The sequence below is a fragment of the Pseudoduganella aquatica genome (assembly GCF_020865585.1).
Taxonomy (GTDB): domain Bacteria; phylum Pseudomonadota; class Gammaproteobacteria; order Burkholderiales; family Burkholderiaceae_D; genus Rugamonas; species Rugamonas aquatica_A.
This window is the reverse complement of record NZ_CP086370.1, coordinates 5276447-5302153: the sequence shown is the minus strand read 5'-3', so window position 1 is coordinate 5302153 and position 25707 is coordinate 5276447. Positions and strand designations below refer to the sequence as shown.

Genomic DNA, 25707 nt, shown 5'->3' with positions numbered 1-25707 from the left:
GGGTAGTGATTGTATGTATCAACAAACGCAACAACGTAGTACTTCTTGCTTTATGACGATTCTTTGTTAGTCGCAAGGAATCAATGTTATAGGGACAAGTGAATAAGTGCACATGGTGGATGCCTTGGCGATTACAGGCGATGAAGGACGTAGAAGTCTGCGATAAGCCTCGGGGAGCTGACAAACAAGCTTTGATCCGAGGATTTCCGAATGGGGAAACCCGGCCTTATAGGTCATTGCATGCTGAATACATAGGCATGCAAAGCGAACGCGGCGAACTGAAACATCTAAGTAGCTGCAGGAAAATAAATCAACCGAGATTCCCAAAGTAGTGGCGAGCGAAATGGGATGAGCCTGCATGATTTAGCATGACGCATAGTGGAACGCTCTGGAAATGGCGGCCATAGCGGGTGATAGCCCCGTACACGAAATGCGATGTGTGGAACTAAGTATGCGACAAGTAGGGCGGGACACGAGAAATCCTGTCTGAATATGGGGGGACCATCCTCCAAGGCTAAATACTCGTAATCGACCGATAGTGAACCAGTACCGTGAGGGAAAGGCGAAAAGAACCCCGGGAGGGGAGTGAAATAGATCCTGAAACCGTGTGCATACAAACAGTAGGAGCGGACTTGTTCCGTGACTGCGTACCTTTTGTATAATGGGTCAGCGACTTACATTCAGTGGCAAGGTTAACCAGATTGGGGAGCCGTAGAGAAATCGAGTCCGAACAGGGCGCCAGTCGCTGGGTGTAGACCCGAAACCAAGTGATCTACCCATGGCCAGGTTGAAGGTGCGGTAACACGCACTGGAGGACCGAACCCACTAATGTTGAAAAATTAGGGGATGAGCTGTGGGTAGGGGTGAAAGGCTAAACAAACTTGGAAATAGCTGGTTCTCTCCGAAAACTATTTAGGTAGTGCCTCAAGTATCACCATCGGGGGTAGAGCACTGTTATGGCTAGGGGGTCATCGCGACTTACCAAACCATTGCAAACTCCGAATACCGATGAGTGCGAGCTTGGGAGACAGACGTCGGGTGCTAACGTCCGGCGTCAAGAGGGAAACAACCCAGACCGCCAGCTAAGGTCCCAAAGATTGGCTAAGTGGAAAACGAAGTGGGAAGGCTAAAACAGTCAGGATGTTGGCTTAGAAGCAGCCATCATTTAAAGAAAGCGTAATAGCTCACTGATCGAGTCGTCCTGCGCGGAAGATGTAACGGGGCTAAGCCAGTCACCGAAGCTGCGGATATCCGCAAGGATATGGTAGGAGAGCGTTCTGTAAGCCTGCGAAGGTGTCTTGTAAAGGATGCTGGAGGTATCAGAAGTGCGAATGCTGACATGAGTAGCGATAATGGGGGTGAAAAGCCCCCACGCCGTAAGCCCAAGGTTTCCTGTTCAACGTTCATCGGAGCAGGGTGAGTCGGCCCCTAAGGCGAGGCAGAGATGCGTAGCTGATGGGAAGCAGGTTAATATTCCTGCACCGTCGTATGATGCGATGGGGGGACGGATCGCGGAAGGTTGTCTGACTGTTGGAATAGTCAGTTTCTGCTTCATAGAAGGCGCTTAGGCAAATCCGGGCGCGTAATTCAAGGGAGTGGGACGAGTGAACTTGTTCACGTAGCAATCGGAAGTGGTTCCAAGAAAAGCCTCTAAGCTTCAGTCATACGAGACCGTACCGCAAACCGACACAGGTGGGCGAGATGAGTATTCTAAGGCGCTTGAGAGAACTCGGGAGAAGGAACTCGGCAAATTGGTACCGTAACTTCGGGAAAAGGTACGCCCCGGTAGCTTGGCTGATTTACTTCAGTAGGGCGAAAGGGTTGCAATAAACTGGTGGCTGCGACTGTTTAATAAAAACACAGCACTCTGCAAACACGAAAGTGGACGTATAGGGTGTGACGCCTGCCCGGTGCTGGAAGATTAAATGATGGGGTGCAAGCTCTTGATTGAAGTCCCAGTAAACGGCGGCCGTAACTATAACGGTCCTAAGGTAGCGAAATTCCTTGTCGGGTAAGTTCCGACCTGCACGAATGGCGTAACGATGGCCACACTGTCTCCTCCCGAGACTCAGCGAAGTTGAAGTGTTTGTGATGATGCAATCTACCCGCGGCTAGACGGAAAGACCCCATGAACCTTTACTGTAGCTTTGCATTGGACTTTGAACCAATCTGTGTAGGATAGGTGGGAGGCTTTGAAGCGGGGACGCCAGTTCTCGTGGAGCCAACCTTGAAATACCACCCTGGTTTGTTTGAGGTTCTAACCTTGGTCCGTAATCCGGATCGGGGACAGTGCATGGTAGGCAGTTTGACTGGGGCGGTCTCCTCCTAAAGTGTAACGGAGGAGTTCGAAGGTACGCTAATTACGGTCGGACATCGTGATGATAGTGCAATGGCATAAGCGTGCTTAACTGCGAGACCGACAAGTCGAGCAGGTACGAAAGTAGGACATAGTGATCCGGTGGTTCTGTATGGAAGGGCCATCGCTCAACGGATAAAAGGTACTCTGGGGATAACAGGCTGATTCCTCCCAAGAGTTCATATCGACGGGGGAGTTTGGCACCTCGATGTCGGCTCATCACATCCTGGGGCTGTAGCCGGTCCCAAGGGTATGGCTGTTCGCCATTTAAAGTGGTACGTGAGCTGGGTTTAAAACGTCGTGAGACAGTTTGGTCCCTATCTGCCGTGGGCGTTGGAAATTTGAAGGGGGCTGCTCCTAGTACGAGAGGACCGGAGTGGACGAACCTCTGGTGTACCGGTTGTCACGCCAGTGGCATTGCCGGGTAGCTAAGTTCGGAAGAGATAACCGCTGAAAGCATCTAAGCGGGAAACTTGCCTTGAGATGAGATTTCCCGGAGCTTTAAGCTCCTTGAAGGGTCGTTCGAGACCAGGACGTTGATAGGCTGGGTGTGGAAGTGCAGTAATGCATTAAGCTAACCAGTACTAATTGCCCGTAAGGCTTGTCCCTATAACATTGATGGTTATAGGCGAGAAGTGCGCATGTTGTGCGTATGTTGATACGCAATCGCTACATAATAAATCTGAATTCTTCCAAGTTTTAAAGCTGTTGTGGCGCCCTAGCGCTGCAAAGCTTACAAGTCAAAGCCTGATGACCATAGCAAATCGGTCCCACCCCTTCCCATCCCGAACAGGACCGTGAAACGATTTTGCGCCGATGATAGTGCTGCAACCAGTGTGAAAGTAGGTTATCGTCAGGCTAGTTATAAAGAAAAACCCCGTCAGGTGATCCTGGCGGGGTTTTTCGCATTTGGAAGTAAAATACCGCATGCGCCTGCTCATCATCGAAGACAATCCCGACATTGTCGCCAACCTTTACGAATTCTTTGAGCCCAAGGGCTATGTGCTGGACTCCGCCGTCAACGGTTACGCCGGGCTGGGCCTGGCCTCGCAGAACCGCTACGACGCGGTGGTGCTGGACGTGATGCTGCCGGGCTTGAATGGTGTGGAGCTGTGCCAGAAGCTGCGCGGCGAACTGAACGACCCCACGCCCGTGCTGATGCTGACCGCGCGCGACACCCTGGCCGACAAGGTGGTCGGCTTCGATGCCGGCGCCGATGATTACCTGGTCAAGCCCTTCTCCCTGGTGGAGCTGGACGTGCGCCTGAAGGCGCTGGTGCGGCGCGCCAAGGGCAGCCATGCGGCGGCGCCCGTGCTGCGCGTGGGCGACCTGACTTTCGATACCAGCACCTATACCGCCACGCGCGCCGGCCGCCCGCTGGTGCTGACCAAGACCGGCTACGTGCTGCTGCGTTGCCTGATGCGCGAAGCGCCGCGCCTGGTGCCGCGCGAAACGCTGGAGCAGGAAGTCTGGGGCGAGGACCGGCCCGACAGCGACGCGCTGCGCACCCATTTGCACGCGCTGCGCCAAGCGCTGGACAAACCCTATCCCTTCGCCATGCTGCGCACCGTGCCCGGCATAGGCTACAAACTGGTCAGCCACGATGAAACCGTTTAATTCCCTGCGGCGGCGCATCGTCGTTGCCTACACCACCTACGCCTTCGGCTTCGTGCTGTTTTTTGCGCTGATCGCCGCGTTCGCGGTGGAGGGCATAGAGGAGCACCTGGTCGATAACCGCCTGCGCCAGGTGGCGGCCTGGGCCGCGCCGCGCGCGGCAGGCATGCTGCCGGTGGAAATGCCGGCCGGACTGAGCTTCCACCGCGGCGCGGATATTCCAACGTCGCTGCGCGGCCTGCCGCCCGGCGTGCAGGAAAAAACCGTGGACGGCGTGGGCCTGCATATCCTGGCCGGGCACGACGCCCTGGGCGAGTACGTGGCGGTCGATCATGAAAGCGACTACGAAAAAGTGGAGCTGGCGGTGTATTCCCTGTTCGCCATCGGCTTCCTGGGTTTCCTGCTGTTCTCCTATTTCCTGGGCGGCTATGTGGCGCGCCGCCTGGTCACGCCGATTATGGATATGGCTGAGGCGGTGAGTTCCGACCAGCCCAATGTGTCGCTGGAAGGGCGCCGCGACGAGCTGGGCATACTGGCGCGCGCCTACGCCGCCCATACCGCGCAGCTGCGCGACGTGCTGGAGCGTGAGCGCTTCTTCACCGGTGACGTGAGCCACGAATTGCGCAGTCCGCTCACCGTCATCATGGGCGCAGCGGAAGTGCTGATGGCGCAAGGGAAGGGCAGCGCCAGCTACGCGCCGGCGGCGCGCATCTACCGCGCGGCGCAGGAAGCCGCCGAGTGCGTGACGGTGCTGCTGCTGCTGGCGCGCGCGCCGCAGCTCGACGCGCTGGCCCTGGTCGATGTCGGCCAGGTGGCGCGCGGCGAGACGGAACGCCACCAGCACCTGGTGGCGGCTCGGCCGGTGCGGCTGGAGTTTGCCGGCGGCGAGGACTTTACGGTGCGTGCGCCGCGCGAGCTGTGCATGAGCGCGATAGGCAACCTGGTGCGCAACGCCTGCCAGTACACCGACAGCGGCACGGTGACGGTGCGCATGGGACGCAACAGCGTCAGCGTGGAAGACACGGGGCCGGGCTTGCCCGCCGCTGTGCGCGCCGCGCTGGAAGGGCAGGCGCACGGCGCGGTGCTCGGTTCAGGCGCGGGCGGTTCGTCCGGCACAGGGCTGGGGCTGGCCCTGGTGCGCCGCATTTGCAGTTATCTGGGCGCCAGCCTGGCGCTGGAGGATCGTCCCGGCGGCGGCAGCATCTTTATCATCCGCTTCACTCCCGCAGGCTCAAATTAAGGCGATTTAACGGTTTCCTAACGCGCGGTTGACGCGGCCTTGACCGGCCGCTGGCTATAGTGGCAGCGTGCTATTGCCAATCTGCCTGGAAACCGAGTGACTGTTAAATTTGCCCCGCGCCTGAGTGCGCCCGTATTCACGCTGGCCGCGTCCTTTTTCCTGGTGGCCGCCTATAACTACAGTTTCTGGCAACGCTTCCTGCTGGCCACCGGCGGCTTCAGCGTCGCCAATCTGCCGCTGTTGGCGGCCACCTTCCTGCTGCTGGTACTGGTGTTCAATGCCTGCCTGAGCCTGGTCAATTTCCGCTTGGTCATCAAGCCGGTAGTCATTGCGCTGCTGCTGGCCACGTCGGCCGCCACCTACTTCATGAACCAGTACGGCACGCAGATCGACAAGGCCATGATACAGAACGTGGTGGAGACCGATGTGCGCGAAGCGGGCGAGCTGTTCAGCCTGAAAATGCTGCTGACCATAGGCCTGCTGGGCGTGCTGCCCGCCGTGCTGGTGGCGCGTACCAAGCTGACCTTCGCGCCGCGCGGACGCCACCTGCTCACCAGCGCCGGCATCGTGACCGGCTCGCTGCTGCTGGCAGCCGGCATCCTGATGCTGTTCTTCAAGACCTATGCGCCGGCCATACGCGAACACCGCGAACTGCGCTTCCTGCTCACGCCGACCAACTACATCCAGGCCACCAACGGCTACCTGAAGCAGAAGTGGGCCAAGCCACAGGTGGTGGCGCCGCTGGGCCGCGACGCGGCCAAGGGCGTGACCTGGGCCGGCCAGGCGCGCCGCACCGTCACCGTGCTGGTGGTGGGCGAGACCGCGCGCGCCATGAATTTCTCGCTCAACCGATATGGGCGCAATACCAACCCGCAGCTGTCGCAGCAGGCCGGCCTGATTAACTTCAACAATGTGTCCTCCTGCGGCACGGCCACCGCCGTTTCCGTGCCCTGCGTGTTCTCCGCGCTGGGCCGCGAGAACTATTCCGACACCAAGGCGCAGGGCCAGGAAGGCCTGCTCGACGTGCTCAAGCACGCCGGCTTCGACGTGCTGTGGCGCGACAATAACTCCGGCTGCAAGGGCACTTGCGCGCGGGTGGAGTACGAGGACTGGTCGGAGCCGGTGGCGGGCGATCCGCTGTGCAATAGCGAAGAATGCTACGACGAGAAGCTGCTGGAGCGCTTGCCCGAACTGATACGCAAGCCGGGCAAGGACCTGGTCATCGTGCTGCACCAGAAGGGCAGCCATGGTCCGGCCTATGCCAAGCGCTACCCGGCCAGCTTCGGCAAGTTTGGCCCGGTGTGCAATACCAATGAACTGGAGAAATGCACCCAGGAGCAGATTACCGCCGCCTACGACAACACCATCCTGTACACCGACTACTTCCTGGACAAGCTGATCAAGCTGCTGCAGCAGAGCAACGCGGTGGACGGCGTCGATACCGGCATGGTGTATTTCTCAGACCACGGCGAATCGCTGGGCGAGAAGAATATGTATCTGCACGGCGCGCCCTACATTATTTCGCCGCCTGAGCAGCGCCGCATTCCGATGATGATGTGGTTCTCCGACGCCTACGCGGACCGCTTCAAGATCGACCGCCGCTGCCTGGCCGCCCGCGCCAGCCAGCCCTTCTCGCACGACAATGTGTTCCACTCCGTGCTGGGCATGCTGGACGTGAGCACGGCCGTCTACAACCCCGCGCTTGACATGTTCAACGCCTGCACCCATGGATAAGACCCTCGTCGGCTGGCACGTACTGCGGCGCGCAGCCTGGCTGCTGGCCGCATCGGCGGCGCTGATACTGCTGATCGGCATGGGCGACATCGACCTGTGGCTGGCCGACCTGATGTTCGACTTCCATGTGCACGAATTCCCCTGGCAGCACGTCTGGCTGACCGAGGCCTTTGGCCACGGCACGCTGAAAACCCTGCTGACCGTGCTGGGCGCGCTGCCGCTGGCGGCCTGCGCCTGGGATCTGTGGCGCCTGGCGCGCCGCCGCCGGGCGCTGCCGGACTGGTGGCGCCTGCGCGTGCGGCTGATGTCGCTGTGCGTGATCCTGATCCCGCTCATCACTTCCCTGCTGAAACGCGCCAGCCGCTCGCATTGCCCCTGGGACCTGGAGCGCTACGGCGGCTACCAGCCGTATTACAGGCTGCTCGAGCACATACCGGGCTGGGTGGAGGCGGGCCATTGCCTGCCGGGCGGGCATGCGTCCAGCGCTTTGTGGCTGGTGGGGCTGGCCGTGTTCTGGCTGCCGCACAATCCGCGCAAGGCGGCCGACGTGGCGCTGTCCGCGCTGGCCTTCGGCGCTGCCGTGGGCTGGATGCAACAGATGCGCGGCGCCCACTTCCTCACCCATACGCTGTGGTCGATGTGGGTAGCATGCGCGGTGCTGGCCGCCTTGCTGGCCGCGAACAAAGCCCTGCGCGCGGCACGGCGCGGCGCAGCCGAGACAGAAAATACCGCCTCCGGCCAGGCCCCCGCATAAGTGCTGGGCAAGCCGGGGAGTTGAGTTGTATTATTCATCATTGCATCTTTTCCCATAGGATGCGCTGGTGAATGTCACTCTACGAAAAAGGTATCCCATGTCAGCTGAAGCAAAAAAATTTCGCCTCGTAACCCGCAGCGACTTTGACGGCCTGGTGTGCGCTGTGCTCTTGAAACACCTGGACATGATCGACGATATCCTGTTTGTCCACCCCAAGGACATGCAGGACGGCAAAATTGCGATCAGTGACAAGGACATCACGACCAATCTGCCCTATGTGGCCGGGGCCCATCTGGCTTTCGACCACCACCTGTCCGAAACCATCCGCAACACCGGCGAACGCAGCAACCACATCATCCACCCGGACGCGCCGTCTGCCGCGCGCGTGGTGTATGACTACTACGGCGGCCTGAAAGCCTTCCCGGCCTCGTGGGAGGGCATGATGGCGGCGGTGGACAAGGGCGATTCGGCCCAGTTCAACCGCGAGGAAGTGCTCAATCCGGAAGGCTGGGACCTGCTCAATTTCCTGATGGACGCCCGCACCGGCCTGGGCCGCTTCCGCGAATTCCGCATCTCGAACTACAACCTGATGATGGACCTGATCGACTATTGCAAAAACCATACGATCGAACAGATCATGGAATTGCCGGACGTGAAGGAACGCAAGGACCTGTACTTCGAGCACAGCGAAAAGTGCAAGGACCAGATCAAGCGCTGCTCCACCATCCATAAAAACCTGGTGGTGCTGGACCTGCGCAACGAGGAAACCATCTACGCGGGCAACCGCTTCATCATCTACGCCATGTATCCGGAGACCAATATCTCCATCCATGTGCTGTGGGGCCTGAAGAACCAGAACACGGTATTTGCCACCGGCAAGTCGATCCTGAACCGCACGTCCAAGACCAATATCGGCGCGCTGATGCTGGAATACGGCGGCGGCGGGCATGAGAACGCCGGCACCTGCCAGGTGGACAATGAACGTTCGGAAGATGTGCTGGGCGCGCTGATTGCGCGTATTACGCACGAAGGCTAGTTCTAAAGGGCTGGGGTCAGACCTCACGGGTCTGACCCCAGGTGCGGAAAAGGCGCCTGGGGCGCCTTTTTTTATGCTTCTTTTTCCGGCAGGGCCACTTCGTTGCCCGTGCTGAACTGGTAATCCTTGAAGACGTGCTCGGCGGTGAGCAGCTGGTAGCTGCCGTCTTCCTTCTTGTGCGTGGTGTCCTTCAGGCGGTAGGTGTAGTGGCCGCAGGTCCAGCAGTTGAAGTTGCGCATGTGGGTGCACAAGCAGGTCTTGTCCATCACCGAAATGCCCTTGTCGCTGCCGCCGTTGGCGTTGACTTCGCGGTTGTAGGCATTGATGTAGGAGCAGTTGCCGGTGGCGTCCAGCAGGTAGCCGTAGGACTCGCAGCCGGGACGGATGCCGGCGCCGATGGCGGGCGTGTTCTTCAGCATGCGCATCGGGTAGCCGGTCGGCGACACGCCATTGACGATGATGTCTTCCTCACTGGCCTTGTAGTACTCCTGCTTGACCTTGTCCGGCAGGCCGCATTCCTTGGTCACCGTGAAGCGCGTGGCCACCTGTACGCCGGCCGCGCCCACTTCCAGGAAGGACACGGCGTCGCCGCCGGTGAACACGCCGCCCGCCGCGATGACGGGGATGGCCAGGTTCTCGCCCTTCAGGTACTCCAGCACCTCGGCCACGATGGTGTGCAGGTCATAGTTTTTCCAGTCGTCCATGCCGAAGCCCAGGTGGCCGCCGGCCAGCGGGCCTTCCACGATCACGTAGTCGGGTGCGCGGTCCAGCTTGGCGTTCTTGCGCAGGAAGATCTGCAGCGCGCGCACCGAGGACACGATGATGCCCAGCTTGGCCTCGCGGAAGCGCCGATTGTCCGCCATCAGCGCGAAGGAGCCGAAGTGCAGGCCGGCCGACAGGGTGATGCCGTCGATGCCCGCGTCCAGCGCCGCGTTCAGGCGGGTGCGCAGGGTTTCCTTCGGGCCGTTCATGGTCAGCTTTTCCATGCAGTTCACGAAGATCAGGCCGGGGCCTTTCTTCGCCGCCATGGTGGCGCCGATGTGGCGGCGCTGCGCGTCGGCCAGGCGTTCGAGGTCGAACTGCACCACGGCCTTGTCCATATTGAAGATGTTGTACTTGTAGAGCTTGGTCTTGTCCTTGACGAAGGTGGTGTCGAACTTGCGGTCCGACACGTCTTCCACCATGGCGTCCGAAATATGGCCGATGCCGCCCAGGCGCGCCGCCTCCAGCGCCAGCTCGGACGTGGAAATGTCCACCCCCATGCCGCCTATCATGATGGGTACGTATTCCTTGTCGCCGAAGCGCAGGCGGAAGTCGTCTACTCGTTTCATCTGCAGTCCTTAACTACGTGGCGCCGCAGGGCCGGAGCGGCCCGCGGCAGGGTGCGGCATGCGCACCGGATCGGTATTGATGGCTGGTCCGCTTAGTCGCGGAAGTTGTTGAATTCCAGCGGGGTGTCTTTGACTTCCTTGCGCAGCATGGCCATGGCGGCTTGCAGGTCGTCGCGCTTGGCGCCGGTGACGCGCACGGACTCGCCCTGGATGCTGGCTTGCACCTTCATCTTGCTGTCCTTGATAATGCGGGTGATTTTCTTGGCCGCTTCGGTTTCCAGGCCGTTCTTGATCTTGATGACCTGCTTGACCTTGTCGCCGCCGATTTTCTCGATCTTGCCTTCGTCCAGGAAGCGCACGTCCACGTTGCGCTTGCCCAGCTTGTTGATCAGCACGTCCTTGACCTGGGTCAGCTGGAAGTCCGAATCGGCGTAGGCGGTCAGTTCGGCCTCCTTTTGTTCGACATTGGCGCTGCTGCCCTTGAAGTCGAAACGGGTGGTGATTTCTTTCTTTGCCTGATCGACGGCGTTGCGCACTTCGATCATATCGGCTTCGGAGACTACATCAAACGACGGCATGTTACTTTCCTTTAGTTAGTGCGGTGGGCGCGTGCTGCGGCGCCTCGTAAAAAGATGTGCCATTTTAACGGACAACGGACCGAACGCTCGGTCGTTTTTGACGCGATTTTCCCACTTTCACACTATAATCCCCCAAAATACTTACACGCCTATGCACTCGAACCTAGCCCTCAGCCACGACTACTCCCTCCGTTCGCTTAACACTTTCGGCATAGACGCCAAGGCGGCGAACTATTTGCGGGTGGCGTCGGCGCAGCAGCTGCAGGCCGCGCTGGCCGACCCGGCGCTGGCCGCGCTGCCGCGCCTGGTGCTCGGCGGCGGCAGCAATCTGCTGCTGACGGGCGACTTTCCCGGCCTGGTGCTGCATATCGCCATCCAGGGCCGCAAGGTACTTGAGGGCACGGCCACGCACCACCATGTGCGCGCGGCGGCCGGCGAGAACTGGCACCAGTTCGTGCAGTGGACCCTGTCGCACGGGCTGGACGGGCTGGAAAACCTGTCGCTGATCCCCGGCACGGTGGGCGCCGCGCCCATCCAGAACATCGGCGCTTACGGCGCCGAAACCAAGGATTTTTTCCACAGCCTGACCGCCTACGATCCGGCCAGCGGCGCGCTGCTGGAAATGAGCGCGGCCCACTGCCGCTTCGGCTACCGCGACAGCGTGTTCAAGCAGGAGGCGCAGCGCGGGCTGATTATCGTGGACGTGACCTTCGCGCTGCCGCGCGCCTGGCAGGCCAATCTGCGCTACGCCGAGCTGGCGCAGGCGCTGGCGGAGCAGGGCGTGGACGCGCCCAGCGCGCAGCAGGTGGCCGACGCGGTGATCGCCGTGCGGCGCCGCAAGCTGCCGGACCCGGCCGATATCGGCAATGCGGGCAGTTTTTTCAAGAATCCGGTGGTCAGCGGCGCGCAGTGCGAACGGCTGCTGGAGCAGTTTCCGGCGCTGGTGCACCACCGCCAGGCCGACGGCAGCGAAAAGCTGGCGGCCGGCTGGCTGATCGACCAGTGCGGCTGGAAGGGCCGCAGCCTGGGCGCGGCGGGCGTGTATGAGAAGCAGGCGCTGGTGCTGGTGAACCGGGGCGGCGCCAGCGGCGCCGACGTGCAGCGCCTGGCGCAGGCGATACAGGCGGACGTGGAGGCGCGCTTCGGCGTGCGCCTGGAGCCGGAGCCGGTGTTTGTCTGAGCTTTGGCGGGTTACGCTGCGCTAACCCGCCCTACGATGACGCCGATATTCCGGGATTGGTGAGATTGCGTAGGGCGGGTTAGGCGCGCAGCGCCGTAACCCGCCGAACTTCACGCCGACACGACGCGGTTGCGCCCGGCTTTCTTGGCGGCGTAGAGCGCCTGGTCGGCGCTTTCGATCAGCCGCTCGATGCTGGAGTGCGGCGAGGGCACCACGCTGGCCACGCCGATCGACATGGTCACCACGCCGAACGGCGCCGCTTGCGGATTCTCGATGGCCAGCTTTTCCAGGTGCTGCACGCAGGAGTTGGCCAGCTTGAGCGCCCCTTCCAGCATGGTGTCCGGCAGGACGATGGCGAATTCCTCGCCGCCGTAGCGCGCCGCCAGGTCGGCCGGGCGCTTCAAATGCTCGGTCAGCACGGCGGCCGTCTTCTTCAGGCACAGGTCGCCGCTCAGGTGGCCGAAGGTGTCGTTGTAGATCTTGAAGAAGTCCACGTCGCACAGTAGCAGCGACAGCGGCTGGCGCTCGCGCTGGCCGCGCTGCCATTCCACCGCCATGTATTCGTCGAAGCGGCGCCGGTTGGCGATGCCGGTCAGCCCGTCCAGCGCGGCCAGCTTTTGCAGCTCGATATTGGCGTCGGCCAGGTTCTTCTGGCTCTCGCGCAGGAAGCGGAAGGCCTGGTCGCGCTGCAGGCGGCTGATGTGCGCGTTCGAGTGGTAGCGCACGCGCGCCAGCAGCTCCAGCTTGTCCGGCAGCTTGACCATGTAGTCGTTGGCGCCCACGGCAAAGCTGTGGGCTTTCAGTTTCGGGTCGTCCTTGGCCGACAGCACGATCACCGGCACGTTGCGCACCAGTTCGTCCTCGCGGTAGGCCTGGATCAGCGCAAAGCCGTCCACCGACGGCATCACCAGGTCTTGCAGGATCACGGTGGGCTGCAGCTGGCCGGCGGTCTGTTGCGCCAGCGTGGCGTCGGTCACGTAGTGGAATTCGATGTCCTGCTGGTCGCTCAGCATGCGGCGCACCGCCTCGACGATAATCAGCTGGTCATCGACCAGCAGCACGCGCACCTTGAAGACGGTGAGGGCCGGTTCCAGTTCGGCTGGAACGGAAAAGCTTTCGGACATTGACGCTCTCTTGGTTGCTAGCCCCGGCTGCCGGTGGTATTGCGCAGCATGGGGCCTATTTTATCTAACGGCAGTATCAACTGTGCCGCATCCAGCTCGGCCGCCGCGCGCGGCATGCCGTACACCGCGCTGCTGGCCTGGTCCTGCGCGATGGTGGTGTGGCCCGCGCGGCGCATTTCCAGCAGGCCTTCGGCGCCGTCGCGGCCCATGCCGGTCAGCAGCACGCCCACCGCGTCGCCGCGCCAATGCTGCGCCACGCAGCGGAAAAACACGTCGACCGAAGGCCGGTAGGCATAGTCCTTCGGTGTGGCATCGTACCCCAAGCGGTAGTCTTTATCCAGCACCAGGTGATCGTTGCTCTTGGCGATAAGGACGGTGCCGGGCGCCAGCTCGTCGCCGTGCTCGATGGCGCGCACCGGCATCTCCAGCTGTTCGCCCAGCCACTTGGCGAAGTGCTCGGCGAAGTTTTCGTCGATGTGCTGCACCACCACGATGGCGCAGCCGGGCGGCGGCAGCCAGCCGGCCAGGATCTTGGACACGGCCAGCGGCCCGCCGGTGGACGCGCCTATCGCCACCAGCTTGGTGGTTTTCGCTTCCCGGCGTTCGGGCGCGCTGGCGCTGCGCGGCAGCATGGCCTGGCTGCCGCCGCTGTGGCGTATCAGCTTGTCCATGGTCTTGATCTTGGCCAGCAGTTCCACCGCGCCGTCGGCCTTCCCCTGCAGCATGGGGGTGGCGGTCACGTCGAGCGCGCCGGCGCCCAGCGCGCGGAACACCTGGTTGACGTTGTCCTGCGGGCGCCCGGTCACCACCAGGATGGCGCAGGGGCTTTGTTCCATGATCTGGCGGGTGGCTTCCACGCCGTCCAGTTCCGGCATGTTCAGGTCCATCAGCACCAGGTCGGGCCGGTTCTCGGCGCACATGCGCACGGCCTCGCTGCCGGTGCGGGCGATCCACAGCACCTGGTGCTCGCTGGTGCTGGCCACCACGCGGCGCAGCGCTTCGGCCGCCATGGCGACGTCGTTGGCTATGGCGATTTTCATTTGTGCGCATCCCCTATCAGGTCGGCCACCGCGTCCAGCAGGGTCTCGTCGTGGAAGCTGCCCTTGGTCAGATAGTAGTCCGCTCCGGCGGCCATGCCGCGCGCCCGGTCTTCCGGCCGGTCCTTGTAGGAGACGATCATGACGGGCAGCTTGTGCAGGTGCAGGTCTTTCTTGATCAGGTTGACCAGCTCGATGCCGTCCATGCGCGGCATGTCGACGTCGGTGATGACCAGGTCGTATTCGCCGCTGCGCACCACGTTCCAGCCGTCGATGCCGTCGATAGCGATGTCCACGTCGAAGCCGCGTCCGACCAGCAGCTTGCGCTCCATTTCGCGCACGGTGAGCGAGTCGTCCACCACCAGGATACGCTTCATGCGGCGCTTCTCGCCGCCGGCGCCGCGCGCCAGCTGGTGCAGGCCGCCCTCGTGCAGCAGCTTGTCGATGGACAGCAGCAGGTCGGGCACGTCAAGTATCAGCACCGGTTCGCCGTCGTCGAGCAGGGCGGCGGCGGAAATGTCGCGCATCTTGCCGAAGATGGGGTCGATGGCTTGCACCGCCAGGCTTTGCTCGCCGCGTATCGCGTCCACCACCATGGCGTAGCGGCGCGTGCCGTTGCCGATCAGCACCACGGGCAGCTCGGCGCCGGTGGCGCTGCTGTCGCCCAGCTCCAGCACCTGGGCCGCCGACACCAGTCCCAGGTGCTCGCCGCCGTGCTCGAAGAACTGCTTGTTTTCCAGCGTGTGGATGTCGGCCTGCGCCACCTTGATCACGCGCTCGACCTTGACGATGGGGACGGCGTAGGCCTCGCCCTTGATGTCGACCACCAGCGCGCGCACGATGGATTGCGTCAGCGGCAGCGTGATATAGCTGCGGAAGCCAACGCCCTGTTCGGACTCCAGCCGCACGGTGCCGTTCTGCTGGCGCATGACGTCGTGCACGATGTCCAGGCCCACGCCGCGCCCGGAAATCTCGGTGGTGTTTTCCTTCAGGCTGAAGGCGGGCAGGAACAGGAATTCAAGCAGCTCGGCCTGCGACATGGCGGCGGCCATGGCGGCGCTGGCCATCTTGCGCTCGACCACGGTGCGGCGGATTTTTTCCAGGTCCACGCCGCGCCCGTCGTCGCTGATCTCGATGCTGAGCATGCCTGCGCGGTGGCGTGCTTCGAGTACGATGGAGCCGCAGGCCGGTTTGCCCAGCGCCACGCGCTCGGCGGGCGGTTCCATGCCGTGGTCGATGGCGTTGCGCAGCATGTGGTTGAGCGGGCTTTCGATCTTGGCGAGGATGTCGCGGTCGACCAGCGTGTCTTCGCCGTCGATGCGCAGCTGGACGTCCTTGCCCAGGCTGCGCGCCAGGTCGCGCACCATGCGCGGGAAGTGCTGCACGCCGTCGCGGAAGGGGCGCATGCGCAGCGCCAGCACTTCGTCCACCATGTTTTGCGACACCGTGAGCAGGCGCCGCTCCCAGTTTTCGAAGTCGGTGATCTGCTCCAACACGAACTGCTTGAGCGGCTGGGCCTTTTGCAGGGCCAGCAGGGATTTCTCTTTCAGGCTGGCGTCGGCTGTGCCGGACACCGCTTCGTGCAGCTGCTCGATCACCGTGAACAGGCTGGCCTGGTTGCGCTTGAAGCGCTGCATGGCCTGCAGGAAGGGATGCATCTGGTGCGCGTTGATGCGCGATTCGCTGGCTAGCGACAGCAGGCGGTCGAAGTTCTGCGCGGACTTCATCGGCGCCATGCCGCGCGCGCCGGGCACGGCGACGGCTTCCTCCGGCTCGGCCAGCAGGGCGGCCACGTCGGCCGGCGTCGGAATGGCGGGCGCGGGGACTGCGGCGGCGGCAGGCTGGGACTGCGGCGGTGGCGGGCTGTAGCTGTCCAGCGGCTCCGACAGGAAGGCGATGGTGCCGATGCTGTCCATGGTCTGTTGGATCAGCGACCCGTTGGCGGCCAGCCAGGGCGTCACGCCGTTGTCGTCCAGGCGCGAGACCTGCAGTATCAGGTCCACGCCGGCCAGCAGCACGTCCACGCGGTTGGGCGTGAGTTTCAGCTTGCCGTTCTGGGCGGCGACGAAGGCGTCCTCCATGCCGTGGGCCAGCTGCACCACCACGTCCAGGCCGACAATGGCGGCCGCGCCCTTGATCGAGTGCGCCGCGCGCATCATCGCTTCCACCGCGCCGGCGTCGCCGCCGTGGCGTTCCATGGCCAGCAGGCCGTCGGTCAGGATCACGGTCTGCGCGTCCGCCTCCATGCGGAACAGCTCCTGCATGGAGAACTGGCTCAGATCGCCGTTATGGTCTTGGCTCATCGCAGTGTCCTCGCCAGCTGGTAGCCGAGCAGGCCGGCGTCAAGGCAGCCGATCTGCATGCCGTCGTGGCTGACCACGCCGGTCAGGTAGCGCGACAGACCTTTGTTGATGGTGGCGGCGGGCGCCTGCACGCTGGCCGCCGCGTAGCGCAGCAGGCCGTGCAGGTCCGCCACGGGCAGCGCATAAGGCTGGCCTTCCCACTGCACCAGCAGCAGGCGGGCGAAGGTGTGGCGGCCGGTACGGACCTCGGTTTCCGCCTCGTCGATGTCGAGCAGCGCGCCCAGCGCGATGCAGGGATAGAGCTTGCCGCCCACATTGACCACACCGGCCAAGCCGCGCGCATTGCGGTGCGGCAGGCGATGCGGCTTGGCTTGCGGCGCCACCGACAGGAAGGCGGAAGTGGGCAGCGACAGCCATTCGCGGCCGATGCGGAACACCAGGCAGGAGCTGTCGAGCTGCGCGCCGTCGTCCGCCGGCTTGCGGAAATGGGCGGCCCATTCTTCCTTGTAGGCGGCGTCCACGGGGCGCTGCAGGTTGCGCTGGGCGGCGCCGGCGTAGACGTCGCAGTTGCGGCAGTGGACGAATTGCTGCAGCTTCTCGCAGCTATGGTCGCCGGAGACGCCGATGCGGTTCCAGCAGTCGTGGATGCCCTGGATGGTTGGTGCGGCGGTGGTGGTCATGGTTCAGCTCTCGCGGTGCCGGCGTTTTGCTGGCGCTGGTAGATGCGGGCCGCGCGCGCCTTGAGCGTGGCGGCGCCGCTGCTATTGCCGGACTGCTCGGCCAGCAGGGCCAGGTGGCATAAGGCTTCGTAATGGTCGGGCCGCAGGTAGATGCAGCGGCGCCAGTGTTCTTCCGCTTGCGCGGCCTGTCCGGCGTGCTCGCTCAGCATGCCGAGGATGAAGTAGGCTTCGGCGGTTTCGGGCGCGCGCGCCAGCACGGCGTGGCAGGCTGCGGCGGCGTCCTTGTTCTCGCCGCGGTCAGCCAGCTTGCGCGCCTGCGCCAGCAGCTCGGCCGGGGAGGGCGCGCCGGCGGCGGCCTTGCCTGGTGTGCTGGCTGGCGTTCCGGCCGGCGCGCGCGCGGGAGCGGGAGCTGCGGCGGGCGCCGCAGTGCGGCTGGCCTTGCGCCGTTCGACTTCGAATGCCGGCCGTGCGGGCGGTGGCGCACGCAGAGACATGGGGAGGCGCGGCGGCGCGGGCACGGCCGTGGGCGCGGGCTGGGTATCCTTTTTCAGGCCGAAGGCTTGCCGGTGCTGCAGCGGCGTGAAGCCGTGCTGCGTGAACGATGGCACTTCGGCGTAGCCCGCGAACAGGATGCCGTCGTCCGAGAGCAGCGCGGACAGGCGTTCGATGGCGGCCTTGGTGGTCGGCTTGTCGAAGTAGATCAGCAGGTTGCGGCAGAAAATAATGTCGTACAGGCGTCCGCCCGGATCGAGTTCCAGCAGGTTGCCCTGGTTGAAGCGCACCTGCGCGCGTATGGCTTCGTCTATCAGGTACTCTTCCTTGCCCAGGCTGGTGAAGAAGCGGTCGCGGAAGGCCAGGTCCTGCGCGCGGAAGGCGTTGCGGCCATATACGCCGCTGCGCGCGCGCGCCACGCAGCCGGGGCTCAGGTCATAAGCGTCGATACTGAAGGCGCTGCGCGGCACGCCCGCGTCGCACAAGGCCATGGCCATGGAGTAGGGCTCCTCGCCGCCGGCGCAGGGAATGGACAGGATGCGCACCGGGCGCAGCGGCGCACCCTGGCGCGCCATGCGCGCTTGCACGAACTCCACCGCCACATGAAAAGCCTGCGGGTCGCGGAACAGCCACGACTCCGGCACCACCACCAGTTCAACCAGTTCGGTCAGCTCGTCCGGGCACAGCTTGGCCAGGTACTCTTCGCGGTTGACTTCTCCGGTCAGCGCCATGCGCTCGCGGATGGCGCGGTCGGCCGCCGCCTTGGAGACGGTCAGGCCGGTCACCCGGCGCAGCATGGCTTGGGCGCTCATGGCGCGGCGTCCCCTGACTGTGCCTGGAACAGCGTTGCGCGCAGATCGGGCGGCAGCAAACGGGCCAGCTCGACCAGCTGCACCATGCCGGCGCCGTCGCCCGCCACCTGGCCCAGGAAGGGCGCGGCCTGCACGCCGCTGCCGGCCAGCGCGTGTTCGTCCAGCTCCTGCACGCCCAGCACCCGTTCGGCCAGCAGGCCAAGCGCGTGCACGCCGCCTTCGGGGCTGACATAGTCCACCACCACGATGCGGGTGTCGACGTGTTCAGCGCTGGCGGCGCCGCCGCCCAGGCGGGCCAGGTCGATCACCGGCACCGCGAGGCCGTGCAGATTCATCAGCCCGGCCACGGCCTGCGGCGCCAGCGGCAGGCGCTTGAGTTCCATCAGCGGCAGCACGCGCTGCACCGCGCCCAGGCGCAGCCCGTAGCGGTCCTGGCCGATGTGGAATACCAGCAGTTTCATTGGGGCCGCCTCAGACCGCGACGGCGAAGGTGGCCACGCTGGCCTGCAGGTCGCCGGCCGCGTACTGCAGCTGGTGCACCGCTTCGCTGGTGGCCCTGAGCGATTCCACGGTTTGCTGGGTGGCGTCGTTCAGCTGCATCATGGTCTCGGTGATCTGCTGCGCGCCCACGGCCTGCGACTGCATGCCTTGCAGCACGGCGTCGAACTGCGGCGCCAGTTTCTGCACCTGGTCCATCACGCCCGATAGCTGGTCCGTCACCTGGCGCACCTCGCCCACGCTGCGGCGCACCTCCTCGGAGAATTTGTCCATGCCCATCACGCTGGCCGACACGGCCGACTGCATTTCCTTGAGCATCTGCTCGATGTCCCAGGTCGATACCGAGGTCTGGTCCGCCAGGCGGCGGATCTCGGTGGCCACCACCGAGAAGCCGCGCCCCGCCTCGCCGGCCTTCTCGGCTTCGATGGCCGCGTTCAGCGACAGGATGTTGGTCTGGTCGGCCACCTTGGTGATGGTGGTCAGCACGCTGTTGATATTGCTGGCCTTCTCGGACAGGGCGGCCAGCTTGGCGCTGATCGAGTCGGTGGCCGAGACCATGTGCTGCATGGTTTCGTCCATGCGCTTGAGATTGTCCTGCGCTTCGGCGGTGGCGCTGGTGGTGTAGTCCGCCACGACGGTGGCGCCCTCCATGGTCTTGAGCAGCTGCGAGGTATTGGCGGAGATTTCCTTGGTGGTGCTGAGCACCTCAACGCTGGTCTGGGCCTGCTCCACGCCGGTGGCTTCCTGCTGCTTGGCCGAGGCGGCGATTTCGGTGGCCGAGGTGGTGACCTGGATGCCTGCCTTCTGAATGTTGTTGAGCAGGACGCGCAGATTGTCGAACATCTTCGACAGGCCGTGGCCCAGCTGGCCGATGGCGTCGGTGCCGCCCACCGTCACCTGGGCGGTCAGGTCGCCCGAGGCGGCCTTGCTCACCACTTCCAGCAGCGAGTCCACCTTGGACTTGAGCAGATTGGTGTCGGCCAGCTCCCTGGCCTGGTTGTCCTGGATGGCCTGCGCCATGCGGTTGAATTCCGTGCTGACCTGGCCCAGTTCGTCGCCGGAGATGACCGTCGCGCGCGCCGACTGTTCGCCGGCGGCGATGCGGCCGACCGCCTGGGTCAGGCTGTTGAGCGGCGAGAGCAGGGCGTTCGACAGCATCCAGGCGATTGCCACGCCCAGCGCAATACAGGCGGCGCCGCCCGCCGACAGTACCAGCACCATGGAGCGCTGCAGGTCGGCGGAGTTTTGCGTGCGCGCCGCCAGCAGGCGGTTTTCCTCGGCGGCAGCCTCGGCCAGTTCCTTGTGCACGGCGCTGATCACCGGACTGCCTTGCTTGAGCTGTGACTGCGGCGCGCGGCCGATGGCGTCCGCCGCGCCGGGCGTGTCGCCCAGTTCCTGGCGGCGTATGAGCTGCACCTCCACCACGTCCTTGACCCAGGTGTCGAGCAGGGCGCGCACTTTTTTCAGGCGCTCGAACTGGACCGGATTGTCGGCGATAAGCGCCTGCAGTTTTTGCATGGCGGTGGGCAGGTCGGCCAGCTCCCTTTTAACGCGCTCGAGCCGCGCCGCGTCACCGGTCAGGTAGTAGCCGCGCGTTTCATTCTGCGCTTCCAGAATGTCGTTGCTGACGGCGTCGATGGCCAGCAGCACTTCCATCGTGTGCCTGTCCCAGCCATTGGCCTCGGACAGGCGGGAAAAATTGTTGTACGCCACCAGGAGCAGGGCCACGATGATGGCCAGTATGGCGGCAAAGCCGGAATACAGTTTCTTCTTGATACTCAGGTCTTTGAGCATGTCTGTTCCATGGTTCGGTAGCAATGTGTCATTCTGCCATGCCCGGCTTGCGGATGGCAGGGAAACTGTGGTGAAGCGGTCACGCCGCCTGCGCCGGCCGGGCCGCGACGTCGAAGCGGCTCACACTCGCTTGCAGGTCGCCAGCCGCGTATTGCAGCTGCAGCACCGCCTCGCTGGTGGAGCGCAGCGAGGTCACGCTTTGCTGGGTGGCGTCGTTCAGCTGCATCATGGTCTCGGTGATCTGCTGCGCGCCCACGGCTTGCGACTGCATGCCTTGCAGCACGGCGTCGAACTGCGGCGACAGCTTCTGCACCTGGTCCATCACGCCCGAAAGCTGGTCCGTCACCTGGCGCACCTCGCCCACGCTGCGGCGCACCTCCTCGGAGAATTTGTCCATCCCCATCACGCTGGCCGACACCGCCGACTGCATCTCCTTGAGCATCTGCTCGATGTCCCAGGTCGACACCGAGGTCTGGTCCGCCAGGCGGCGGATCTCGGTGGCCACCACCGAGAAGCCGCGTCCCGCCTCGCCGGCCTTCTCGGCCTCGATGGCCGCGTTCAGCGACAGGATGTTGGTCTGGTCGGCCACCTTGGTGATGGTGGTCAGCACGCTGTTGATATTGCTGGCCTTCTCGGACAGGGCGGCCAGCTTGGCGCTGATCGAGTCCGTGGCGGAGACCATGTGCTGCATGGTGTCGTCCATGCGCTTGAGATTGTCCTGCGCTTCGGCGGTGGCGCTGGTGGTGTAGTCCGCCACGGCGGTGGCGTTTTCCATCGCTTGCAGCAGCTGCGTGGTGTTGGACGAGATTTCCTTGGTGGTGCTGAGCACTTCCACGCTGGTCTGGGCCTGTTCCACGCCGGTGGCTTCCTGCTGGCGCGAAGCGGCCGCGATTTCGGTGGCGGACGTGGTGACCATGATGCCGGCCTTCTGCACATTGCCCAGCAGGGTGCGCAGATCGCCCAGCATGGCTTCCAGGCCGTGGCCCAGGCGGCCGATGGCGTCGTCGCCGCCGACGGTGATGGCGGCGGTCAGGTCGCCGGCGGCGGCCTTCGAGACCACTTCCAGCAGGGAGTCCACTTTCGACTTGAGCAGGCGCGTGTCCGCCAGCTCGCGCGCCGTGTTGTCTTCGATGGCCTGCGCCATGCGGTTGAATTCCAGCGTGACCTGGCCCAGCTCATCGCCGGAGACCACTTCCGCGCGCGCCGACTGCTCGCCCGCCGCGATGCGGCCCACCGCCTGCGACAAGGCGTTCACCGGCGCCATCAGCGTGCGGGTGAGCTGCCAGCCCACGGCCGCCGCCAGCGCAACGCACAGCGCGCCGCCCCCGGCCAGCAGCAGCGCCAGCGTGTGCTGCAGCGACTCGGTGCGCGCCGCGCGTTCGGTTTTCAGGCGCTGTTCCTCGGCGGTGGCGGCGGCGATCAGTTCGCGGATGGCCGCCACCGTGGCGCGGCTGTTGCCCACTTCCGGCTGTTTGGCGGTGGCGTCCGCGCTGCCCAGTTCGCGCCGCTTGGCCACCAGCGGCTCGATGGCGGTGGCGATCCATTGCCGCACCAGCCGGTCCAGCTGCTGCATGCGCTGCTGCTGGTCCGGATTGTTGCGGGTGAGCGCCGCCACTTCGGCAATGTGTTCGTGGATGCCGGCCATGCCGGTTTGCGGCAGCGTGTAGCTGGTGTCGCTGCCGTTCAGCAGGAAGCCGCGCGCCTGGATCTGGATGGTCTGGATGGCTTGCGTAACCTGGTCGATCCGCAGCAGCACTTCCATGGTGTGGTTGTCCAGCTCACTGGCGTGCGACAGCCGCGCGAGGTTGTAATAGGCGCCGCCGAGCAGCAGCAAGATGATGGCGATGATGGCGCTCAGGCCAAGCTGAAGCTTGCGCTTGATACTGGTCCTGGAAATACTGGTCTTGTTCAATCTGGTCTTCCGCAGTGGGGGCTGCGGAATTATAGGCTATCTATATGCTAGAGATTGACCGCGAACGAGGAGACGCTGCTTTGCAGCCCGTCGGCCGCGTATTGCAGCTGCTGCACCGCCTCGCTGGTGCTGCGCAGCGATTCCACGCTTTGCTGGGTGGCGTCGTTCAGCTGCATCATGGTCTCGCTGATCTGCTGCGCGCCCACGGCCTGCGACTGCATGCCCTGCAGCACGGCGTCGAACTGCGGCGACAGCTTCTGCACCTGGTCCATCACACCGGAGAGCTGGTCCGTCACCTGGCGCACCTCGCCCACGCTGCGGCGCACCTCCTCGGAGAATTTGTCCATGCCCATCACGCTGGCCGACACGGCCGACTGCATCTCCTTGAGCATCTGCTCGATGTCCCAGGTCGATACCGAGGTCTGGTCCGCCAGGCGGCGGATCTCGGTGGCCACCACCGAGAAGCCGCGTCCCGCCTCGCCGGCCTTCTCGGCCTCGATGGCCGCGTTCAGCGACAGGATGTTGGTCTGGTCGGCCACCTTGGTGATGGTGGTCAGCACGCTGTTGATATTGCTGGCCTTCTCGGACAGGGCGGCCAGCTTGGCGCTGATGGAATCGGTGGCCGAGACCATGTGCTGCATGGTTTCGTCCATGCGCTTGAGATTGTCCTGCGCTTCGGCGGTGGCGCTGGTGGTGTAGTCCGCCACGGCGGTGGCGTTTTCCATGGTCTTGAGCAGTTGCGAGGTGTTGGCCGAGATTTCCTTGGTGGTGCTGAGCACCTCAACGCTGGTCTGGGCCTGCTCCACGCCGGTGGCTTCCTGCTCCTTGGCCGAGGCGGCGATCTGGGTGGCCGAGGTGGTGACCTGGATGCCGGCTTTCTGCACGTTGTTGAGCAGCGTGCGCAGGTTGTCGAACATGGTGGCCAAACCGTGCGCCAACTGGCCGATGGCGTCGCTGCCGGTCACGGTAACCCTGCCGGTCAGGTCGCCGGAGGCGGCCTTGCTCACCACGGCCAGCAGCGAGTCCACCTTGGACTTGAGCAGATTGGTGTCGGCCAGCTCCCTGGCCTGGCTGTCCTGGATGGCTTGCGCCATGCGGTTGAATTCCGTGCCGACCTGGCCCAGTTCATCGTTCGAGATCACGTCCACCCGGGCCGACTGCTCGCCGGACGCGATGCGGCCTGCGGCCTGCATCAGCAGGTTCAGGGGCGTGAGCAGGGCGCGCAGAAGCAGCCAGGCGACGGCGACGGCCAGCAGCACCACCAGCGCGCCGCCGCCGCCCAGCAGCCAGTTTTGGGCTTGCTGCAGCTCGCGCGCCTCGGTGGAACGCTGCGCCAGCAGGCGGTTTTCGTCTGCGCTCATGTCGGCCAGCAGCTTGCGCACGTCGGCGATGATCTTGGAGCCATTGAGCACGTCCGCCGCCGTCGCCACCTGCTGCGACACGCCGGCCTGCTTGTTCAATTCGCGCCGCTTGTCGAGCAGGGGATGGATGATGTTCTGCACCCAGTCCTCGGCCATGGGGCCGAGCTTTTTCAGGCGCTCCTGCTGAACTGGATTGTCGCCGGTCAGCGCGAGGGCGCGCGCAACGTGGCGGCGCATGGATTCTTCCTCTTGTGGTATGACCTGCACCAGGCTCTCGTTCCCGGTCAGCATGAAGCCGCGCGTGGAATTCTGGACCTGCAGCACCGCGTTGGCGATCTGGTCGGCCTCCAGCAGCACTTCCAGCGTGTGGCGGTCCCACGCGTTGGCCTCGGAGAGCTGGTTGAACTGGCGGTAGGATAGCCCCAGTAGTATCAACAGCACTGCGACGATGGCGGCAAGGCCGCCGGCCAGCTTGGTTTTGATGCGCAAGTCGTTCATGTATGTTCTCCGCTGTCGATATGGCAATGTAGCATTGCAGCCGGAGAAAGCACAACGGGCCGCACAAGGCGGCCCGTTAATTCTGGTACAGCGTGTTGTAACGCTGTACGGCGTTGCGGTATTACTGGCCGCGCTTCAGGCGGGCGTTGGCGGCGATGCGCATGCGCAGCGCGTTCAGCTTGATGAAGCCGCCGGCGTCGGCCTGGTTGTAGGCGCCGCCGTCTTCGTCGAAGGTCGCGATGTTCATGTCGAACAGCGAGTCGGTCTTCGAATCGCGCGACACCACGATCACATTGCCCTTGTACAGCTTGACGCGTACCCAGCCGTTCACGGTGGCCTGGGTGTGGTCGATCAGGGTCTGGATCGCGACGCGCTCGGGCGCCCACCAGTAGCCGTTGTAGATCATGGATGCGTAGCGCGGCATCAGGTCGTCCTTCAGGTGGGCCACTTCGCGGTCCAGCGTGATGGATTCAATGGCGCGGTGGGCCTTGAGCATGATGGTGCCGCCCGGGGTTTCGTAGCAGCCGCGCGACTTCATGCCGACGTAGCGGTTTTCCACCAGGTCCAGGCGGCCGATGCCGTGCTTGCCGCCCAGGCGGTTCAGTTCCGTCAGCACGGTGGCAGGCGACATGCGCACGCCGTTCAGGGCCACGATGTCGCCCTTTTCGTATTCGATGTCCAGGTACTCGGGCTGGTCGGGAGCCGCTTCCGGGCTCACGCTCCAGCGCCACATCGATTCCTCGGCTTCGGCGCTTGGGTTTTCCAGGTGGCGGCCTTCGAAGGAGATGTGCAGCAGGTTGGCGTCCATCGAGTACGGCGCGCCGCCGTTCTTGTGCTTCATGTCGATGGCGATGCCGGCGTCTTCCGCGTACTTCAGCAGTTTTTCACGCGACAGCAGGTCCCACTCGCGCCACGGGGCGATCACTTTGACGCCTGGCTTCAGCGCGTAGGCGCCCAGTTCGAAGCGCACCTGGTCGTTGCCCTTGCCGGTGGCGCCGTGCGAGATGGCGTCGGCGCCAGTCTCGTTGGCGATCTCGATCAGGCGCTTGGCGATCAGCGGACGCGCGATCGAAGTGCCCAGCAGGTATTCGCCTTCGTACACGGTGTTGGCGCGGAACATGGGGAACACGAAGTCGCGCACGAATTCTTCGCGCACGTCGTCGATGTAGATGTTCTCAGGCTTGATGCCGAACTTCAGCGCCTTGGCGCGCGCCGGTTCCAGTTCCTCGCCCTGGCCCAGGTCGGCCGTGAAGGTGACGATTTCGCACTGGTAGTTATCCTGCAGCCACTTCAGGATCACGGAGGTGTCCAGGCCGCCCGAGTAGGCGAGGACTACTTTTTTGATGTCGCTCATGGTCGTTCCATTCTTGGTC

General features: G+C 63.8%; 18 protein-coding genes and 2 rRNA genes. 8 read left to right on the top strand and 12 right to left on the bottom strand.

Annotation, left to right across the window (positions count from 1 at the left end; genetic code table 11):
- Positions 1 to 92: 92 nt before the first annotated feature.
- From KT882_RS23695 to KT882_RS23665, 7 genes are all read left to right on the top strand, one after another.
- Positions 93 to 2965: ribosomal RNA gene (locus tag KT882_RS23695) — 23S ribosomal RNA — on the top strand.
- A gap of 137 nt (positions 2966 to 3102) precedes the next feature.
- Positions 3103 to 3215: ribosomal RNA gene (rrf, locus tag KT882_RS23690) — 5S ribosomal RNA — on the top strand.
- A 68-nt stretch (positions 3216 to 3283) separates the two neighbouring features.
- Entirely contained in the window at positions 3284 to 3973 is a 690-nt protein-coding gene (locus KT882_RS23685) for a response regulator transcription factor (protein WP_161075606.1), read from the top strand.
- Positions 3960 to 5210 (top strand): sensor histidine kinase, encoded by a 1251-nt coding sequence (locus tag KT882_RS23680; RefSeq protein WP_228893471.1) that lies wholly within the window; start codon positions 3960 to 3962, stop codon positions 5208 to 5210. The genes KT882_RS23685 and KT882_RS23680 overlap by 14 nt, the downstream gene beginning before the upstream one ends.
- A 96-nt stretch (positions 5211 to 5306) precedes the next feature.
- Positions 5307 to 6944 (top strand): phosphoethanolamine transferase, encoded by a 1638-nt coding sequence (locus KT882_RS23675; protein WP_161075604.1) that lies wholly within the window; start codon positions 5307 to 5309, stop codon positions 6942 to 6944.
- Positions 6937 to 7698: a phosphatase PAP2 family protein gene (locus KT882_RS23670; RefSeq protein WP_228893470.1), complete on the top strand. Its 762-nt coding sequence runs from the start codon at positions 6937 to 6939 to the stop codon at positions 7696 to 7698. Before KT882_RS23675 ends, KT882_RS23670 begins: the two co-directional genes overlap by 8 nt.
- 97 nt (positions 7699 to 7795) lie before the next feature.
- Positions 7796 to 8734, top strand: a complete 939-nt coding sequence (locus KT882_RS23665; protein ID WP_161075602.1) for an exopolyphosphatase — start codon at positions 7796 to 7798, stop codon at positions 8732 to 8734.
- 71 nt (positions 8735 to 8805) lie between these two features.
- On the opposite strand, the gene KT882_RS23660 is transcribed toward KT882_RS23665, so the two are convergent.
- Positions 8806 to 10065 carry a nitronate monooxygenase gene (locus KT882_RS23660; RefSeq protein WP_228893469.1) on the bottom strand — a complete coding sequence of 420 codons (1260 nt, stop codon included), beginning with the start codon at positions 10063 to 10065 and terminating at the stop codon, positions 8806 to 8808.
- A 92-nt stretch (positions 10066 to 10157) separates the two neighbouring features.
- Positions 10158 to 10643 (bottom strand): YajQ family cyclic di-GMP-binding protein, encoded by a 486-nt coding sequence (locus tag KT882_RS23655; RefSeq protein WP_025595779.1) that lies wholly within the window; start codon positions 10641 to 10643, stop codon positions 10158 to 10160.
- A 151-nt stretch (positions 10644 to 10794) separates the two neighbouring features.
- Between KT882_RS23655 and murB the strand changes: the two genes are divergently transcribed.
- Positions 10795 to 11823, top strand: coding sequence for a UDP-N-acetylmuramate dehydrogenase (gene murB / locus KT882_RS23650; protein ID WP_161075600.1), 1029 nt, complete (start codon positions 10795 to 10797; stop codon positions 11821 to 11823).
- A 110-nt stretch (positions 11824 to 11933) separates the two neighbouring features.
- Here murB and KT882_RS23645 read toward each other — a convergent pair whose 3' ends face one another.
- The 10 genes from KT882_RS23645 to KT882_RS23600 all read right to left on the bottom strand — a co-directional run bounded on the left by KT882_RS23645 (position 11934) and on the right by KT882_RS23600 (position 25688).
- Positions 11934 to 12947, bottom strand: coding sequence for a diguanylate cyclase (locus KT882_RS23645; protein WP_161075599.1), 1014 nt, complete (start codon positions 12945 to 12947; stop codon positions 11934 to 11936).
- A 17-nt stretch (positions 12948 to 12964) separates the two neighbouring features.
- The gene (gene cheB / locus KT882_RS23640; RefSeq protein WP_228893468.1) at positions 12965 to 13987 is read right to left on the bottom strand and encodes a chemotaxis-specific protein-glutamate methyltransferase CheB; all 1023 of its coding nucleotides are present in this window, start codon (positions 13985 to 13987) and stop codon (positions 12965 to 12967) included.
- Positions 13984 to 16287, bottom strand: coding sequence for a hybrid sensor histidine kinase/response regulator (locus KT882_RS23635; RefSeq protein WP_228893467.1), 2304 nt, complete (start codon positions 16285 to 16287; stop codon positions 13984 to 13986). Before KT882_RS23635 ends, cheB begins: the two co-directional genes overlap by 4 nt.
- Complete coding sequence (locus KT882_RS23630; RefSeq protein ID WP_228893466.1) at positions 16284 to 16967, bottom strand: chemotaxis protein CheW; 684 nt, start codon at positions 16965 to 16967, stop codon at positions 16284 to 16286. The genes KT882_RS23635 and KT882_RS23630 overlap by 4 nt, the downstream gene beginning before the upstream one ends.
- Positions 16964 to 18271, bottom strand: a complete 1308-nt coding sequence (locus KT882_RS23625) for a CheR family methyltransferase (RefSeq protein WP_228893465.1) — start codon at positions 18269 to 18271, stop codon at positions 16964 to 16966. Before KT882_RS23625 ends, KT882_RS23630 begins: the two co-directional genes overlap by 4 nt.
- On the bottom strand, positions 18268 to 18732 hold the full coding sequence (locus KT882_RS23620; protein ID WP_228893464.1) for a chemotaxis protein CheW: 465 nt from the start codon (positions 18730 to 18732) through the stop codon (positions 18268 to 18270). Before KT882_RS23620 ends, KT882_RS23625 begins: the two co-directional genes overlap by 4 nt.
- A gap of 10 nt (positions 18733 to 18742) precedes the next feature.
- Positions 18743 to 20563: a methyl-accepting chemotaxis protein gene (locus KT882_RS23615; protein ID WP_161074870.1), complete on the bottom strand. Its 1821-nt coding sequence runs from the start codon at positions 20561 to 20563 to the stop codon at positions 18743 to 18745.
- A gap of 79 nt (positions 20564 to 20642) precedes the next feature.
- Positions 20643 to 22475, bottom strand: a complete 1833-nt coding sequence (locus tag KT882_RS23610; protein ID WP_187358846.1) for a methyl-accepting chemotaxis protein — start codon at positions 22473 to 22475, stop codon at positions 20643 to 20645.
- Between the two features lie 47 nt (positions 22476 to 22522).
- The gene (locus KT882_RS23605; RefSeq protein ID WP_228893463.1) at positions 22523 to 24334 is read right to left on the bottom strand and encodes a methyl-accepting chemotaxis protein; all 1812 of its coding nucleotides are present in this window, start codon (positions 24332 to 24334) and stop codon (positions 22523 to 22525) included.
- A gap of 121 nt (positions 24335 to 24455) precedes the next feature.
- The gene (locus tag KT882_RS23600; protein WP_161074868.1) at positions 24456 to 25688 is read right to left on the bottom strand and encodes an argininosuccinate synthase; all 1233 of its coding nucleotides are present in this window, start codon (positions 25686 to 25688) and stop codon (positions 24456 to 24458) included.
- Positions 25689 to 25707 lie beyond the last annotated feature (19 nt).